This window comes from Thermoanaerobaculia bacterium, from assembly GCA_018057705.1.
In the GTDB taxonomy this organism is placed as follows: Bacteria; Acidobacteriota; Thermoanaerobaculia; order Multivoradales; family JAGPDF01; genus JAGPDF01.
The window spans coordinates 18,506-32,023 of the sequence record JAGPDF010000052.1; the positions used below are offsets into that span (position 1 = coordinate 18,506).

The 13,518-nt window shown below is 67.8% G+C and carries 11 protein-coding genes; 5 read left to right on the forward strand and 6 right to left on the reverse strand.

Annotation, left to right across the window (positions count from 1 at the left end):
- Nucleotides 1–177 precede the first annotated feature (177 nt).
- Nucleotides 178–1,707, reverse strand: a complete 1,530-nt coding sequence (locus KBI44_14935; protein MBP9145776.1) for a wax ester/triacylglycerol synthase family O-acyltransferase — start codon at nt 1,705–1,707, stop codon at nt 178–180.
- 88 nt (nt 1,708–1,795) lie between these two features.
- Here KBI44_14935 and KBI44_14940 point away from each other — a divergent pair, with 88 nt between their 5' ends.
- Complete coding sequence (locus KBI44_14940) at nt 1,796–2,572, forward strand: class I SAM-dependent methyltransferase (GenBank protein MBP9145777.1); 777 nt, start codon at nt 1,796–1,798, stop codon at nt 2,570–2,572.
- 84 nt (nt 2,573–2,656) lie between these two features.
- Here KBI44_14940 and KBI44_14945 read toward each other — a convergent pair whose 3' ends face one another.
- From KBI44_14945 to KBI44_14960, 4 genes are all read right to left on the reverse strand, one after another.
- Nucleotides 2,657–3,922, reverse strand: coding sequence for a patatin-like phospholipase family protein (locus KBI44_14945; protein MBP9145778.1), 1,266 nt, complete (start codon nt 3,920–3,922; stop codon nt 2,657–2,659).
- Between the two features lie 2 nt (nt 3,923–3,924).
- Entirely contained in the window at nt 3,925–4,419 is a 495-nt protein-coding gene (locus KBI44_14950; GenBank protein ID MBP9145779.1) for a phasin family protein, read from the reverse strand.
- A gap of 64 nt (nt 4,420–4,483) precedes the next feature.
- Nucleotides 4,484–4,858, reverse strand: a complete 375-nt coding sequence (locus KBI44_14955; GenBank protein MBP9145780.1) for a phasin family protein — start codon at nt 4,856–4,858, stop codon at nt 4,484–4,486.
- Nucleotides 4,855–5,382, reverse strand: coding sequence for a polyhydroxyalkanoate synthesis regulator DNA-binding domain-containing protein (locus KBI44_14960; protein MBP9145781.1), 528 nt, complete (start codon nt 5,380–5,382; stop codon nt 4,855–4,857). Before KBI44_14960 ends, KBI44_14955 begins: the two co-directional genes overlap by 4 nt.
- Before the next feature lie 256 nt (nt 5,383–5,638).
- Between KBI44_14960 and KBI44_14965 the strand changes: the two genes are divergently transcribed.
- From KBI44_14965 to KBI44_14980, 4 genes are all read left to right on the forward strand, one after another.
- Nucleotides 5,639–5,893 carry a ferredoxin family protein gene (locus KBI44_14965; protein ID MBP9145782.1) on the forward strand — a complete coding sequence of 85 codons (255 nt, stop codon included), beginning with the start codon at nt 5,639–5,641 and terminating at the stop codon, nt 5,891–5,893.
- A 141-nt stretch (nt 5,894–6,034) separates the two neighbouring features.
- Nucleotides 6,035–7,051, forward strand: coding sequence for a J domain-containing protein (locus KBI44_14970; GenBank protein ID MBP9145783.1), 1,017 nt, complete (start codon nt 6,035–6,037; stop codon nt 7,049–7,051).
- Nucleotides 7,052–7,053: 2 nt separating this feature from the next.
- Nucleotides 7,054–9,738 carry an ATP-dependent chaperone ClpB gene (clpB, locus tag KBI44_14975; GenBank protein MBP9145784.1) on the forward strand — a complete coding sequence of 895 codons (2,685 nt, stop codon included), beginning with the start codon at nt 7,054–7,056 and terminating at the stop codon, nt 9,736–9,738.
- A 36-nt stretch (nt 9,739–9,774) separates the two neighbouring features.
- The gene (locus KBI44_14980; GenBank protein MBP9145785.1) at nt 9,775–11,916 is read left to right on the forward strand and encodes a hypothetical protein; all 2,142 of its coding nucleotides are present in this window, start codon (nt 9,775–9,777) and stop codon (nt 11,914–11,916) included.
- 36 nt (nt 11,917–11,952) lie between these two features.
- On the opposite strand, the gene KBI44_14985 is transcribed toward KBI44_14980, so the two are convergent.
- Nucleotides 11,953–13,227 (reverse strand): hypothetical protein, encoded by a 1,275-nt coding sequence (locus KBI44_14985; protein ID MBP9145786.1) that lies wholly within the window; start codon nt 13,225–13,227, stop codon nt 11,953–11,955.
- Nucleotides 13,228–13,518: the final 291 nt, after the last annotated feature.

Here is a 13,518-nt window from a genome sequence, read left to right on the forward strand (position 1 = left end):
CGGAGCCCAGGCGCGACCCTGCGCCGCGGTCGAAAAGTGATTCGCCAACCTCGGAGCCTTGATCTGAGCGCAGCCGTCGCTCCTCGCAGAGCGACAGTTGTGCGGTCCCGGGCAATTCCACGGCTTGAAGTCGAACTTGAATCTTCAGGTCGCCGACGTCCTTCGGCTCGGTTTCCGCTACCTTCGAGAAGCTGCCGTGCTGAGCGCTTCGAATTCGGCGTGGAAGCCGTCGACGATGCGGTCGGGGTCGGGGATGAGGCCGGCGTCGGTGCCGACGCCCATGCGGACGCCGCCGTTGTACGAGAGGATCGAGACACCGAGCCCGAGGTGACCCGCCTGGGGCACCCAGAAGTAGAGATCGGTGAGCGCCTGGCCGGCGAAGTAGACCGTCTGCTTGGGGCCGGGGACGTTGGTGAAGACCGCCGTCGCCTTGGTGCCGAAGATCGCCAGCATGATCGAGTGAATGAACTGCGGCAGGTAGCCCGCCGCCTGGAGGAGCGAGAAGACCACCAGCGGCTCGGCGGAGCGCTTGAGCGCCGCCGAGCGGCGCCGGAACTCCTCCAGCCGCTGGAGCGGGTCGGCGATACCGACCGGCATCTTGAGGAACATGAGCCCGAAGCGGTTGCCCATCTCCGCCATCTCGGCGAGCGGCCGCAGGTTCACCGGCATCGCGGCGCGCAGCCCGAGCGACTCCGGCGGCGTGCCGAACTTGAGCAGGTAGCGCCGCAGGCTCCCGGCCATGGCCGTGTTGAGAACGTCGTTGATCGTGCCGCCCAGTCGCTTGCCGACCTCGCGCACCTCGTCGAGATCGAGACGCGCGGTCCAGGCGACCCGTTTGTGCACCCCGAGCTCGCCGCGCAAGGGAGTCGCCGGCTCGCTCGCGCTGGCGAGCAGCGAGGCGAGTGCTGCGGCCGAGCCGAGGGTGCGCAGCAGCGGGTTCACCCTCTCGAACGCCTCGACCGGCGCGAGCATGAGACGCAGGGTCTCCGGCATCACCTTTTCGAGCGCTTTCTTCACCGCGCCGAGGCTCTCGTCGGCAGGATGCAGCAGGAGCTCGAGGAACGGATTGACGATCTCGTTCCGGTGGCCACCGTGCCCAGAATGCGCGCCGCGCCCATGAGCACCGCGGTGCCGGGGAGAATCGGCATGTTCGATGTGCCCGACACCGGCGCCGTGGCGGGTGAGATCGGTGAGCGCCAGGATGACCAGCATCAGGGCGACGCCGTCGCCGATCGCATGGTGCACGCGACCGAACAGCACCGTGCCGCCCTGGTGCCCGTGCAGCAGATGGAACTGCCAGAGCGGATGAGCGCGGTCGAACGCCTGCGACAGGTGTTTCTCGATCGTCGCCGCGAGCGCCGCGTCGTCGCCGGGCGCCGGGATGCGCTCCTCGACGAGGTGGCGGTGGAGATCGAAGTGGGCGTCGTCCGTCCAGACCAACTCGCCGAAATTCGAGTCGTCGCGCGCCACCCGCTGTCCGAAGCGGCGGATCTTCGCCAGACGCTCCGAGAACGGCTTCGCCGCCTGCTCCCAGGTGATCTCGCCGGCGAGCGGCAGGACGCCATGAATATGCATGAGATTCGTCGCATCGTCCATCCGCAGCCAGGCGATGTCGACAGCGGTGAGAGGGGTCCCCCGCTCGCCGCGCCTCAGAGGCTGCGGCTGCCGGTACCGGCGTTCGTGCGGATGTTTCTGCTTCCGGGCCATCTCGCGGGCGAGTCTAACTTCTCCGGGCCGGTTTGAAGCGCCCCTCCGTCTTCGTGCCGGCGGCAGGACCCGCAGTAGGATCCGCCGCATGCCGACGCCCACGCCCGACGCCCGCGACCGCTTCACCGGCCGGGTGGACGACTACGTCCGCGCCCGACCCGGCTACCCGCCGGCCATCGTGGACGACCTCGCTGCCGCGGGAATCCTCGCTCCGGGAGCCGTGGTCGCCGACATCGGGTCCGGCACCGGCATCTCCTCCGCCCTGTTTCTCGCCGCCGGCCACGAAGTCGTCGGCGTCGAACCGAACGCTCCGATGCGCGCCGCGGCCGAAGCCTCGCTGGCGCGCTACCCGCTCTTCCGGTCGCTACCGGGCTCGGCCGAAGCGACCGGCCTGCCCGACGGGAGCGTCGACCTCGTCGTCGCGGCCCAGGCGTTCCACTGGTTCGACGCTGCGCGGACGCGCACCGAGTTTCGGCGCATCCTCACCGACCCCGGATGGGTCGCCCTGATCTGGAACGCCCGGCGGTCGTCGGGCACACCCTTCCTCGCCGCCTACGAGGCGCTGCTCCTTGCGTTCGGGACCGACTACGCCCAGGTCGGCCATCGCGGCGTCGGCGCAGAACGCCTCGCACCGTTCTTCGGCGGGAGCTGGGAGACGAGGCGCTACGAGAACGCGCAGGAGCTCGACTTCGAAGGTCTGCGCTCCCGGCTGCTGTCGTCGTCTTACATCCCCGCGCCGGACCGGCCCGAGCATGTCGCCATGCTCGAGCGGCTGAGGTCGATCTTCGATCGCCATTCCATGGACGGCCGCGTCCGGATCCTCTACGACACCGAAGTCCACGCCGGGCGCTTGCCGCCGGAGTGACCGCGGACCTGCGCCAGGCGAACCGGCGCCCCGGACGTTCGGAGAAGGGGCTGAAGTGGCTGCCCCCCGCCGTGGAGCCGGCCTTCAGCCCTCGCGGACGAGGGCGGCCTGCAGGCGGTCGAGCACGCTGTCGAGGCGCTCGAGGGTCTCGTGGCTCGACTCGCGGCGGCCACCCTTGCGCGCCAGCTTCGCGGCGTCCGAGCTGTCGAGTCCGACGCCCCGCCAGAGCTCGCGCGACCGGTCCTCGAGAATGTCCCGCTGCAGCTTCAGGCCGTGTCGAGCGAGGATCGGCGCCAGAAGATCGTAGCGGTTGAGCAGGTCGCTCCGGGTCGAGGCATAGGCGTGGGCGCAGACGGCGCTGCGCTCCGAGAAGCTGAAGATGTTGCTGAAGAAGATCTCGTAATCGTCGCGATCCGGCTCGAGGAGGATGACGTCGGAGTCTTCGTAGAGCGAGTCGTAGCGCTTCATTCCGACTTCGAGGCGCGAATGGATGAGCGTGCGAAACGTCTGGTCGAGAACCGACGGCAACCCGCGTCGCAGCAGCTCGCCTTCGGCATATTGCCCGGCGGCATTGTCGTTGGAGACGTCGACCGGGACGATCGGATTGATGCAGAAGAGAAGCTTGGCGCCGGCGTCGAGCGCGACCGAAGCGTGGACGGTGCGGTTCAGAACGCCGTCGACGTAGAGGTGGCCGTCGATCTCGACCGGTGAGTAGAGGCCCGGAAGAGCGCTCGAGGCCTGCACCGCCCGTGAGATCGGCACATGGTCGCGGCCGGGCTTCCCGAACACCACGGAGCGGCCGGATTCGAGCTCCGCCGCGACGATGTAGAGCCGGTGCCCGAGCTCGCGGAAGTCGTCGCTCCTGCCCTTCATCGTGTAGATGTTGCGCAGATAGTGGCGGATCGGTTCGTTGTCGAAGATGCCGACCGGCAGCGCGTGGCCGAGGCGCGTGAACGACTCCATCAGGGTGAGGTCGCGCGGATTGCGGGCGAAGTCCCAGATCGCTTCGAGGGCGAGGCGGGGCACCGACAGCCCGCGCCGCGTCCACTCCAGGAACGCCGGCGTGAAGAAGGTCTCGGGGACGAACGGATGCTCGCCCGGCTCGTGCTTGACGATCGCCCGGCACATCTGGGCGCTGCTCAGTTGATTGACGAGGTTCGCGGCGACGAACGCCCCCGCCGAAACGCCGACGTAGACGTCGAGATCGTTCACCTCGAGGCCGTCGATCGCCTCGTCGAGCGCACGCAGAGCGCCGATCTCGTACACCGCGCCCGCCGGCCCTCCGCCGGCGAGCGCGATTCCGATCGAGGTCCTGCTGGCGGCTTTACGAACCTTCCGCCGCTCGGCCAAGTTCAGCGCGCCCGGCGGGGGGCGGTGGTCTGGCGCTTCGCCGTGGCCTTGCGCGTGGCCTTCTTCGGGGCCGCTGCCCGCTTCGCCGGCCGGGTGGGCTTGAGCTTCTTCTCGACCAAAAGCGTCAGCTCCTCGACGCGGCGGGTGAGCGTCGCGATCTCGTTCTTGCTCGGAACGCCGATCTTGCGCAGCACGCCGGCAACCCGGTCGTCGAGACGGTCCTGCACACCCTCGACCTTGTCCTCCGCCTTGCCCCAGGCCTCTTCGGCGCGGTCGCGGGCGGTTTCGGCGACGTCCTCGACCTTCGACTTCAGCTTGTCGAGCTGGGCGAGGCCCTTCTTCTCGAACGACTCACCCTTCTTCACCAGGCCACGGAAGAGCTTCCCGCCCTCTTCTTCGGCCGTCGCGAGGGCTCCGAGACCCGCCATCCAGACCTTCTCCGCGTTCGCCTTGATCTCTTCCTTGAAGTCCTTGTCCGTCTGCTTCTTGGTTGTCATGTCTCTATCCCTCGTCGATCGCGAATCGTTGATGTTCGTGCAAGGCGATCCCTGCCCGGTCGTCTCAGATGACTTTCTGGCGCAGCGTCTCGACGCGACGCATGAGCTGACGAACGTCGTCGCGACTCGACAAGCCGAACTGGCCCAGGAGCTCCGAGACCTGCGCCTGCGCGACCTTGCTCGCATCGTTGGCGAACTTCATCATCTGCGTGCCGGTTTCGGTCAGGGCCCGCTGGGCCTTCTTCACCGGGGTCTCCCGGCGGCGGCGGCCCTTGGCGACCAGGGCATCGAAGACTTCGACGCTGGTCTCTCCGGCCGTCGCCGCGATGCCGAGGCCGAGCAGCCAGGCCGTGCGTCCGAGGGCGAAAGCGCCCTCTCCGGCAGTTTCGAGGCCGCTCTGGGCGGCGCTGGTGGCCATCTTCTGGAGGTTCTTTCTCATTTGACTTCTCCCTTCCCGCGCCGCACGGGGCGCACGGTGCCTGGTTTTCTGGACGACTTCACCTGACCCGCACGGGTCGGGCTCGGCACGGCGGCCGCAGTCCTGGCGCCGCCGCGGTCTTTCTCCAACTTGGTCAGCGAGCCTTCGAGCTCTTCGAGCCGCTCGCGCAGGCGCTCCATCTCCTCACGCGCCTTGCGCACCGGACCGAACTTGTCGATCGAGGCCTGGAAGAACTGATCCACCTTGTGCTGCACCTGCTCGACGCCGGTCTCGACCGCCTTCTGCCCGGCACGGACGAGCTCATGGAGCAACTCCGTCGGCAGGAACCCCGTACCCCGCCGGCCCTCGTCCAGAATGATCTGGGTGAGCATCTGGGCAGTGACATCGGCACCGGTGGCGTTGTCGATGACCTTCACGTCCTTGCCGGTGCGGATCCACTCCGCCAGCTCGTCGAGGGAGACGTAGCGGCTTTCCTCGGTGTCGTAGAGCTTGCGGCTCTCGTAACGCTTGATCAGACGGTACATCGTGGCACCCGGTTTTCTGCGGCTTGCCGCATCGCGGCATCCGCAAGAGATTTATACCGCAGTGCGGCAAGCCTGTCAACCGTCCTGCCGCAGCGCGGCAATGCCGATCCTCGGCGCACTCGCACACGCCCGGGCGAACCTCGACGGCGCCTCCGCCGGTTGAGCGGCTGCCTGCGAGCCGCTACAATGCAGCGGCGCGCGAACGACTGGTTGTCAGCGACTGGTTCTCATGGCTGCGCCGAAAGGATCCGGGGGAATGCCGCACATCATCGCCGAGCCCTGTATCGGAGTGAAGGACACATCCTGTGTCGACGTTTGCCCCGTCGACTGCATCTACGGCAAGAACGAGGACGTCGAGATGCTCTACATCCACCCCGAGGAGTGCATCGACTGCGGCCTCTGCGTGGACGCCTGCCCGGTGCAGGCGATCTTCCCGGCCGAAGAGGTGCCGGACAAGTGGAAGCAGTTCATCGCCAAGAACTACGAGCACTTCGCGCTCCAGGCCCCCTGAAGCCGCGGCGCCGGGGAGCAGGTGAAAGGACGCGCTGCGGCGCGTCCTTTTTTTTGCGCACCTGGAATGAACCGGGCTCTTCCTGGGTTACAAAATATGATCTTCTTGGACTCAAGTTAGGGCGCAAGGAGAGGGGGCCGGGTGGACTTCAAGGACTACTACAAGGTGCTGGGCGTCTCGCGCGATGCGTCGCAGGAGGAGATCCAGAAGGCGTATCGGAAACTGGCGCGCAAGTACCACCCGGACGTGAGCAAGGAGAAGGGCGCCGAGGCCCGTTTCAAAGAGGTTTCGGAGGCCAACGAGGTCCTGAAAGACCCTGACAAGCGCGCCAAATACGACCAATTCGGCACGACCTGGAAGCAGCGCGAACAGGCCGGCCCACACGCCGGCGGAGCCGGTGGCTTCGAGGGCTTCGGCGCGGGCGGCGCCGGCTTCGGCGGCGGCGCCTCGGGCTTCTCGGACTTCTTCGAGATGCTCTTCGGCCAGGCCGCTCGGGGCTCGGCGGGTGGCGCGGGCAGCCCCGGCGGGGCTGCCGGCCCTGGCGGACGCGGCGGTTGGGCCTCCTGGGAGACCGAGGGCCGCGGCGGTTGGGCGCGCCCGGGAGCGAATCAGGAGGTCGTCCTGACGCTCAGCCTGGAAGAGGCGCTCGCCGGCGGCGTTCGGGAGTTCCAGATCTCCAACGGCACCCCGGGCGAGCCGCGCCGGATCAAAGTCAACCTGCCGCGCGGCATGCGTCCGGGACAGACCATCCGGGTCGCCGGCAAGGGCGAGGAGGGGCGCTCCGGAGGGGCGCCGGGAGACCTCTTCCTGAAGGTGGAGCTCCTCCCCCACCCGCGCTTCCGGCTGGAAGGTCGCGATCTCCTCACCAGCCTCGAAGTCACCCCCTGGGAAGCGGTCCTCGGCGGCGAAGCCGAGATCCGCACCCTGGACGGCCAGGTGCGCGTCCGGGTGCCCGCCGGGACCTCGTCCGGCCGGCGCATCCGGGTGAAGGGTCGCGGCTACCCGGCCGGGAGCGGGGCCTCGGGAGCCCACGAGCCCGGGGATCTGTACGCAGAGGTCCGCATCGTCGTCCCGGAAAGCCCCAGTGAAAGGGAGAAGGAGCTCTTCGCCGAGCTGCGCAGCGCGTCGACGTTTCATCCCCGAGGGGAAGGAGTCTGAGAATGGACTTGAATCGCCTGACCCAGAAGTCCCAGGAAGCCCTGTCCACCGCGCAAACGCGCGCGGCCGAACGCGGGCATCAGGAGGTCGACGTCGAGCACCTGCTCGCCGCCCTGCTCGCCCAGCCCGAGGGTCTCGTTCCCCGGCTCTTCTCCCGGCTCGAGCTCGACCCGGCGGCCCTCCTTTCGAGCCTCGAGGCCGAGCTCGCGAGAAAGCCCCAGGTCGCCGGCAGCGGCGTCGAGCCGGGCAAGATCTACATCACGCAACGCCTGCAGAAGCTCCTTGGCGTCGCGGAGAGCGAAGCCAAACGCCTCAAGGACGAATACGTCTCCGTCGAGCACCTCGTTCTCGCCATTCTCGACGAGAGCCCGACCGGAGCGGCGCCGAAGCTCCTCAAGCAGTTCGGCGTGACGCGCGAGAAGTTCCTGCAGGCGCTCACCGCCGTTCGCGGCAGCCAGCGGGTGACCTCCGCCGAGCCGGAGGCCGCCTACGAAGCGCTCGAGAAATACGGCGTCGACCTCGTGAGTCAGGCGCGCGCCGGCAAGCTCGATCCGGTGATCGGGCGCGATGCCGAGATCCGGCGGGTGATCCGCATCCTGTCGCGCAAGACGAAGAACAACCCGGTGCTGATCGGCGAGCCCGGTGTCGGCAAGACCGCCATCGTCGAGGGCCTCGCCCAGAGGATCGTGCGCGGCGACGTGCCGGAGTGGCTCCAGGATCGCGTCCTCTTCTCGCTCGACATGGGGTCGCTCCTCGCGGGCGCCAAGTTCCGCGGCGAGTTCGAAGAGCGCCTGAAAGCGGTGCTGAACGAGATCAAGCAGAGTGAGGGCCGCATCCTCCTCTTCATCGACGAGCTCCACACCATCGTCGGCGCCGGCAAGACCGAGGGCAGCCCCGACGCCGGAAACCTCCTCAAGCCGATGCTGGCGCGCGGCGAGCTGCACTGCATCGGCGCGACCACGCTCGACGAATACCGCAAGAACATCGAGAAGGACGCCGCTCTCGAGCGGCGATTCCAGCCGGTGATGGTCGACGCTCCGAGCGTCGAGGACACGATCTCGATCCTGCGCGGGCTCAAGGAGCGCTTCGAGATCCATCACGGCGTGAAGATCCAGGACAACGCCCTCGTCGCCGCGGCCACACTCTCGAACCGTTACATCTCCGATCGTTTCCTGCCCGACAAGGCGATCGACCTGATGGACGAGGCGAGCGCCATGATCCGCACCGAGATCGACTCGATGCCGCAGGAGCTCGACGAGCTGACGCGCAAGGTCCTGCGCATCGAAATAGAAGAAGCTTCACTGAAGAAGGAGAAGGACAAGGAATCCAAGCGCCGCCTGGAGGATCTGCGCAAGGAACTGGGCGACCTCAAGGACCGCCATGGCGAGCTCAAGGCGCAGTGGGACGCCGAGAGAGAAGCGATCGGTAAAGTAAGGAAACTTCGCGAAGAGATCGAGCAGCTGAAGCAAGGTGTCGAAGCCGCGGAGCGCAGCTACGACCTGAACAAGGCAGCCGAGCTCCGCCATGGGCTCTTGCCTTTACTGGAAAAAAAGCTTGCGGACGCCGAGACCGCCGGTGTCGGAGCCAGCGGCGGAGCCGGCGCCGGCTCCGCCGGGTCAGCGAAGTTGCGTCTGGTGAGAGAAGAGGTCACCGATCAGGAGATCGCGGAGATCGTCTCGCGCTGGACCGGCATCCCGGTCACCCGGCTGGTCGAAGGGGAGAAGGAGAAGCTCCTCCGCCTCGAGGCCATTCTGCACGAGCGCGTCGTCGGCCAGGACGAGGCGGTGCAGGCGGTGGCCGACGCCGTGCTCCGCGCGCGCTCCGGAATCAAGGACCCGCGCCGGCCGATCGGCTCGTTCCTCTTCCTCGGCCCCACGGGCGTCGGCAAGACCGAGCTCGCCAAGGCCCTGTCGCGGGCGCTCTTCGACAGCGAGGAGAACCTGGTGCGCATCGACATGTCGGAGTACATGGAGAAGCACACCGTCTCGCGGCTGATCGGCGCCCCCCCCGGCTACGTCGGCTACGAGGAGGGTGGTCAGCTCACCGAAGCGGTGCGGCGGCGACCCTACTGCGTCATCCTGTTCGACGAGGTCGAGAAGGCCCATCACGACGTCTTCAACGTGCTCCTCCAGCTGCTCGACGACGGTCGCCTGACGGACGCCCAGGGGCGCACGGTGGACTTCAAGAACACGGTGGTCATTCTGACCTCGAACATCGGCTCGCAGTTCCTCGTCGAGGGGGTCACCGATCGCGGCGAGATCCGCGAGGCGGCTCGCGACGCGGTCATGAAGGAGCTGCGCCAGCACTTCCGGCCGGAGTTCCTGAACCGGCTCGACGACACCGTGCTCTTCCGGCCGCTCACCCTGCCGGAGATCGAGCGCATTGTCGACCTGTTGACGACCGAGCTCCGCAATCGCCTCGCCGAGCGCCAGGTCGGTCTCGAGCTCACTGCGGAAGCGCGTGAGCTCGTCGCCCGCTCCGGCTACGACCCGGTCTACGGCGCCCGCCCGCTGAAGCGCTTCCTGCAGAAGCAGCTCGAGAGCCGCATCGCCCGTGCCCTGATCGCCGGCGAGGCCGTCGCGGGCACCGTCGTCCGGGTCGGAGTGGTTCCGCGAACGGGCGATGCGCTCGAGGTCGAGATCGTCCCGGCGCCGGAGCGCGCCGAGGCGACTCTTGCGGCAGGCTAGACTCCCGGGAGACCCGCTCTCCATGAGGAGCCCGCCGTGCACCAGGCAACGCGCCCCGCCCTGCCGACAACGCTGATCACGATGCTCGCGCTGCTTGCCGGGCCCCTCGCGGCGGCCGCCGCAGGCGCACCTTCCCCGGCGGCGGCGGTCGGCGAGGTGCCCAATCCTCTGGCAGAGGTCTATCGCGCGCTCGAACAGCCGGCCGTTGGCGGGGCGTTCGAACTGGCTGGCGGCGTCCTGCGGATCGGGCGGGCGGAGTTCCGCACCGGACCAGGAGCGCGCGCCCGGCCGCTCATCGCCGCAGGCCGCGTCTGTGGGATCTGGATCGAAGGCACCACCACCCTCTCTTACCGCATCGAAGACCCGTTCTCGATCCCGCTCGCGCGGCGAAATCTCAAGCACTCGCCGGCACTCGTCGCGCGCCCCGATGGGGCGGCCGTCGTCCTCACCCTGCCGCTTCTCGGAGTAGCGGCCTGGGGCGCTGACCCGGCACTCGCCGACCTCAGCCCGGAGATCGATCCGGGGGCGCGCCTCCCCTCCTGGCTCACCGAGATCCTCGCGGCAAAACTCGGCGCCAATCCGGCTTCGGACAGCCTGGTCTCGGATCGCAACGGCGACCCGGGTTACCGCTGGGCCGCGCTGCGCGGCCAGGGCGACGACTACCTCTTCGACTTCGATCCCCGCCGCCCGGTACGCCTCGAGAGCCTCGCCCGACTACGGCGGATCGACAAGGACGTCCGGATCTACGGCGGACGCTGGACATGGGAGGAGATCGTCGCGCAACCGATCGACTCGAAGTGGTGGGATCCGCGGCCGCTCGACGTCGTGTCGGTGGCAACCGAGGTCGAGCTGGTGAACGACCGCGCCGACCACGCCACGATCCAGACGCGGGTGCAGGTCCAGGCGCTGCGCGCGGGTATCCGGGTGCTTCCCTTCTCGCTCCTGCAGGACTTCAGCGACTCCGACGGCCATGCCCGCCGGCTCGCCCTCGAGTCGGTGCGGGTCGACGGCGCGCCGGCGCTCTACGTCCAGGATGAAGGGACCCTGCTCGTGGAGCTCCCGCAACCGCTGGCGCTCCACCAGACCGCGACGCTCGAGATCCGCACTCAGGGCGACGTCCTGGATCGTCCGGAAAGCAACAGCTACTGGATACTGCGCACCCAGGCCTGGTACCCGAAGCTCGCGGGAGTCGGCGGCGAGTACTCGACCTTCAAAATGAGCGTCGAGTCCGCCGCGCCGTTCGTGCCGTTCGCTTCGGGCGAGGTCCTGAAACGCGAGAAGACCGCGACCGGCGAGCGCGTCACGACCTCGGTCGGCGTGCCCGCGCAATGGGCGGTCGCGATCGCCGGCAAGTACGAGACCTTTTCGCGCGAGCTCGACGGCCTGCGCGTGCACGTCTCGACCTACGCCGCCCAGAGGTCGGTCGAGGCCGAGCGCCTCTCCGGAATCATCTTCGGCATCCGCGCTTGCATGGAGCACTGGTTGGGCGTTCCGTTCCCGTTCCAGGATCTCCAGGTCGTGGAGATCAAGGACTGGGGTTGGGGACAGGCGCCCCCCGGCGTCATCTTCATCACCCAGGAGGCCTTCATGACTCCGGCACGCTCCCAGGGGGACGACGAAGCCGCGGTCATGGCCGCCTGGTACACCCGGGGCGTCAACGAACGGATCGCGCACGAGGTCGCCCATAGCTGGTTTCCGCATGTCGCCAAGGTCTACCGCGACGAGGAGAACTGGCTCTCCGAGAGCCTCGCCGATTACACCTCGGCGGAATGCCTGCTGCGCACCATGAAGGACAAGAAGCAGGGCGAGTACTTGTTCCATCGCCAGCTCTCCGACTGGAAGTCCCAGTCGAAGGAGATCGGCGACGGCGGCAGTATTTTCCTGGCACCCCACATCTCCGGCGAGAAGGACTCGGATGCCTATGCCGTGCGCCACCTCTGGTACGCCAAGGGGCCGCTCGTCCTGCACGCGCTCCGCCAGGAGCTGCATCGCCAGGAGGGCGAAGCAAAGGGCGAGAAGGACTTCATGGCATGGCTGCGGGCCTACGCCCAGAACTTCAAGTTCAAGACGGGCGAGACCCGCCACCTCGTCGGAATTCTCAATCAGATCACCGGCAAGGACTGGCAGCCCTGGTTCGAAAGTTACGTTTACGGCACCGAGACGCCAAAGGTGAAGTGAGGTCGCTGCGGATCGGGATCGGGCGAAAAGGTCCGGCTAGCGCCAGCCGCCGACCAGGATCTCGAGGCCGAGGCCGACGGTGAGCGAGCCCTCGCGGTCGTCTTCGAGCTCGAAGCGCGGCCAGCTGTAGCCGAGAACGACCTCTCCCGCGAGCCAGTCGCGATGCATCAGCGGCTGACGATAGACCCCGCGGACGCCCCACTCCTTGAGAGGAACCTCGTGCGAGGACTCGCCGCGGATGAACACCTCGTAGGCGAGCGCCCTGCCGACCGGATTCAGGCTCTGGTAGAGCAGCATGGCCGAGCGCCATTCGAGGCCGTCGGTCGCTTCCGAGATCGTCCCGATGTTGCCCCAGCGCAGGAGCATGGTGCGCTTGACCACATGGTCGAAGTCCAGGCTCGTCGTGCTGCCGAAGCCATCGCGATTGGTCCAGAAGACGGTCTCGCGGAAGTGCCAGAGGTTGCGGTCGTTGATGAGCCAGTTTCGCCGGTGGCGGCCCTGAACGAAGATCTCCGGCTCGGATCCGAGCTTGCCGCCCACCCGGAAGTCGGTGCGCTGCTGGTAGGTTCCCGGCAGCGAGTAGCCGAGCCCGGCGAGCCAGCGGTTCTCGTCCGCGAAGTCGAGAAACTGCGAGCGCAGGGCGAGCCCCTCGGTGCGGTCGCGGATGAAGTCGTTCGGCTCGTCCCGGCCGATGAAGGCGTTCCACTTGCGGTCGAGGTTCGGAAAATCGAAGCGCACATTGCCGCGCACGCGGAACTTCGTGCCCTCGTAGTCGGAGTTCAGCCCGGAGATCTCGAGCCGGCCGCTGACGCCCCGCGCCGAGGCGATCGTGGCTTCGTTGCGCTCCCCGAAAAGCCCATCGAACCAGAGCGCTGCGCCGCAGAGCGTCTCGTAGAGCTTGCGGTGGGCCTCGTCGATGAGCTCTTCGTCCACGCCCCCCTTCTGCCGGCAGATGCTGCGCCCGACGCCCTTCTTCCTGCCTCTCCCTGTCTTCGTCTCCGCCACGGCTTCCGCCGCGTTCCCGGCGGCGGACGCAGCCGGATTCGGATCCGCCGCCTCCCCGGGTTCGATCTCCGCCGGCGACCCATCTGTCGCCGGGGGGGCGTTCCCCTCGGCCTGAGACGCCGCGGGAGAGGCTCCCGGCCCCGCTCCCGGTGCTTCGACCGGCTCGGCTCCGGCGCTCGCGCCTGCAACCTCGGCGCTCGGCGGCGTCCGTGGGGAGCGCCCACCCGCAGCACAACCGGCCAGGCCGAGGAGAACGAACCCCGACACCAGCACGACTGCGGCCTTCTGCGTCCGGACAGGCTTCATGTCAAGGAAAGATTACCAGTCCCCTGCGGGAAAAGATCTCCGTAGAAAGGTGCGGTAAAGTACTCAACAACGTCTCGCCGTCCTTCGAAGGCCTTTCCCTGAGGAGCAAAGTCCCATGCACCGCCGATCGCTTCGGTTTGGTATTCCCGCGACTCTCGTCACCCTCTTCCTCACCCATCCACCCGCCGCCGCCAAGCGCCTCGGCGGTGTCTTCACCGCGGTCAAGGACGCCAACGTCGTCATCCTCGACTATGGCGAAGGCAGCTACGACGTCCGCCTCTACGGCACCGA

Excerpts from the sequence above, each read along its gene's own strand:
- KBI44_14935 (MBP9145776.1), bottom strand. The coding sequence starts at position 1,707 with ATGGCCCGGAAGCAGAAACATCCGCACGAACGCCGGTACCGGCAGCCG.
- KBI44_14940 (MBP9145777.1), top strand. The coding sequence starts at position 1,796 with ATGCCGACGCCCACGCCCGACGCCCGCGACCGCTTCACCGGCCGGGTG.
- KBI44_14950 (MBP9145779.1), bottom strand. The coding sequence starts at position 4,419 with ATGACAACCAAGAAGCAGACGGACAAGGACTTCAAGGAAGAGATCAAG.
- KBI44_14955 (MBP9145780.1), bottom strand. The coding sequence starts at position 4,858 with ATGAGAAAGAACCTCCAGAAGATGGCCACCAGCGCCGCCCAGAGCGGC.
- KBI44_14960 (MBP9145781.1), bottom strand. The coding sequence starts at position 5,382 with ATGTACCGTCTGATCAAGCGTTACGAGAGCCGCAAGCTCTACGACACC.
- KBI44_14965 (MBP9145782.1), top strand. The coding sequence starts at position 5,639 with ATGCCGCACATCATCGCCGAGCCCTGTATCGGAGTGAAGGACACATCC.
- clpB (MBP9145784.1), top strand. The coding sequence starts at position 7,054 with ATGGACTTGAATCGCCTGACCCAGAAGTCCCAGGAAGCCCTGTCCACC.
- KBI44_14985 (MBP9145786.1), bottom strand. The coding sequence starts at position 13,227 with ATGAAGCCTGTCCGGACGCAGAAGGCCGCAGTCGTGCTGGTGTCGGGG.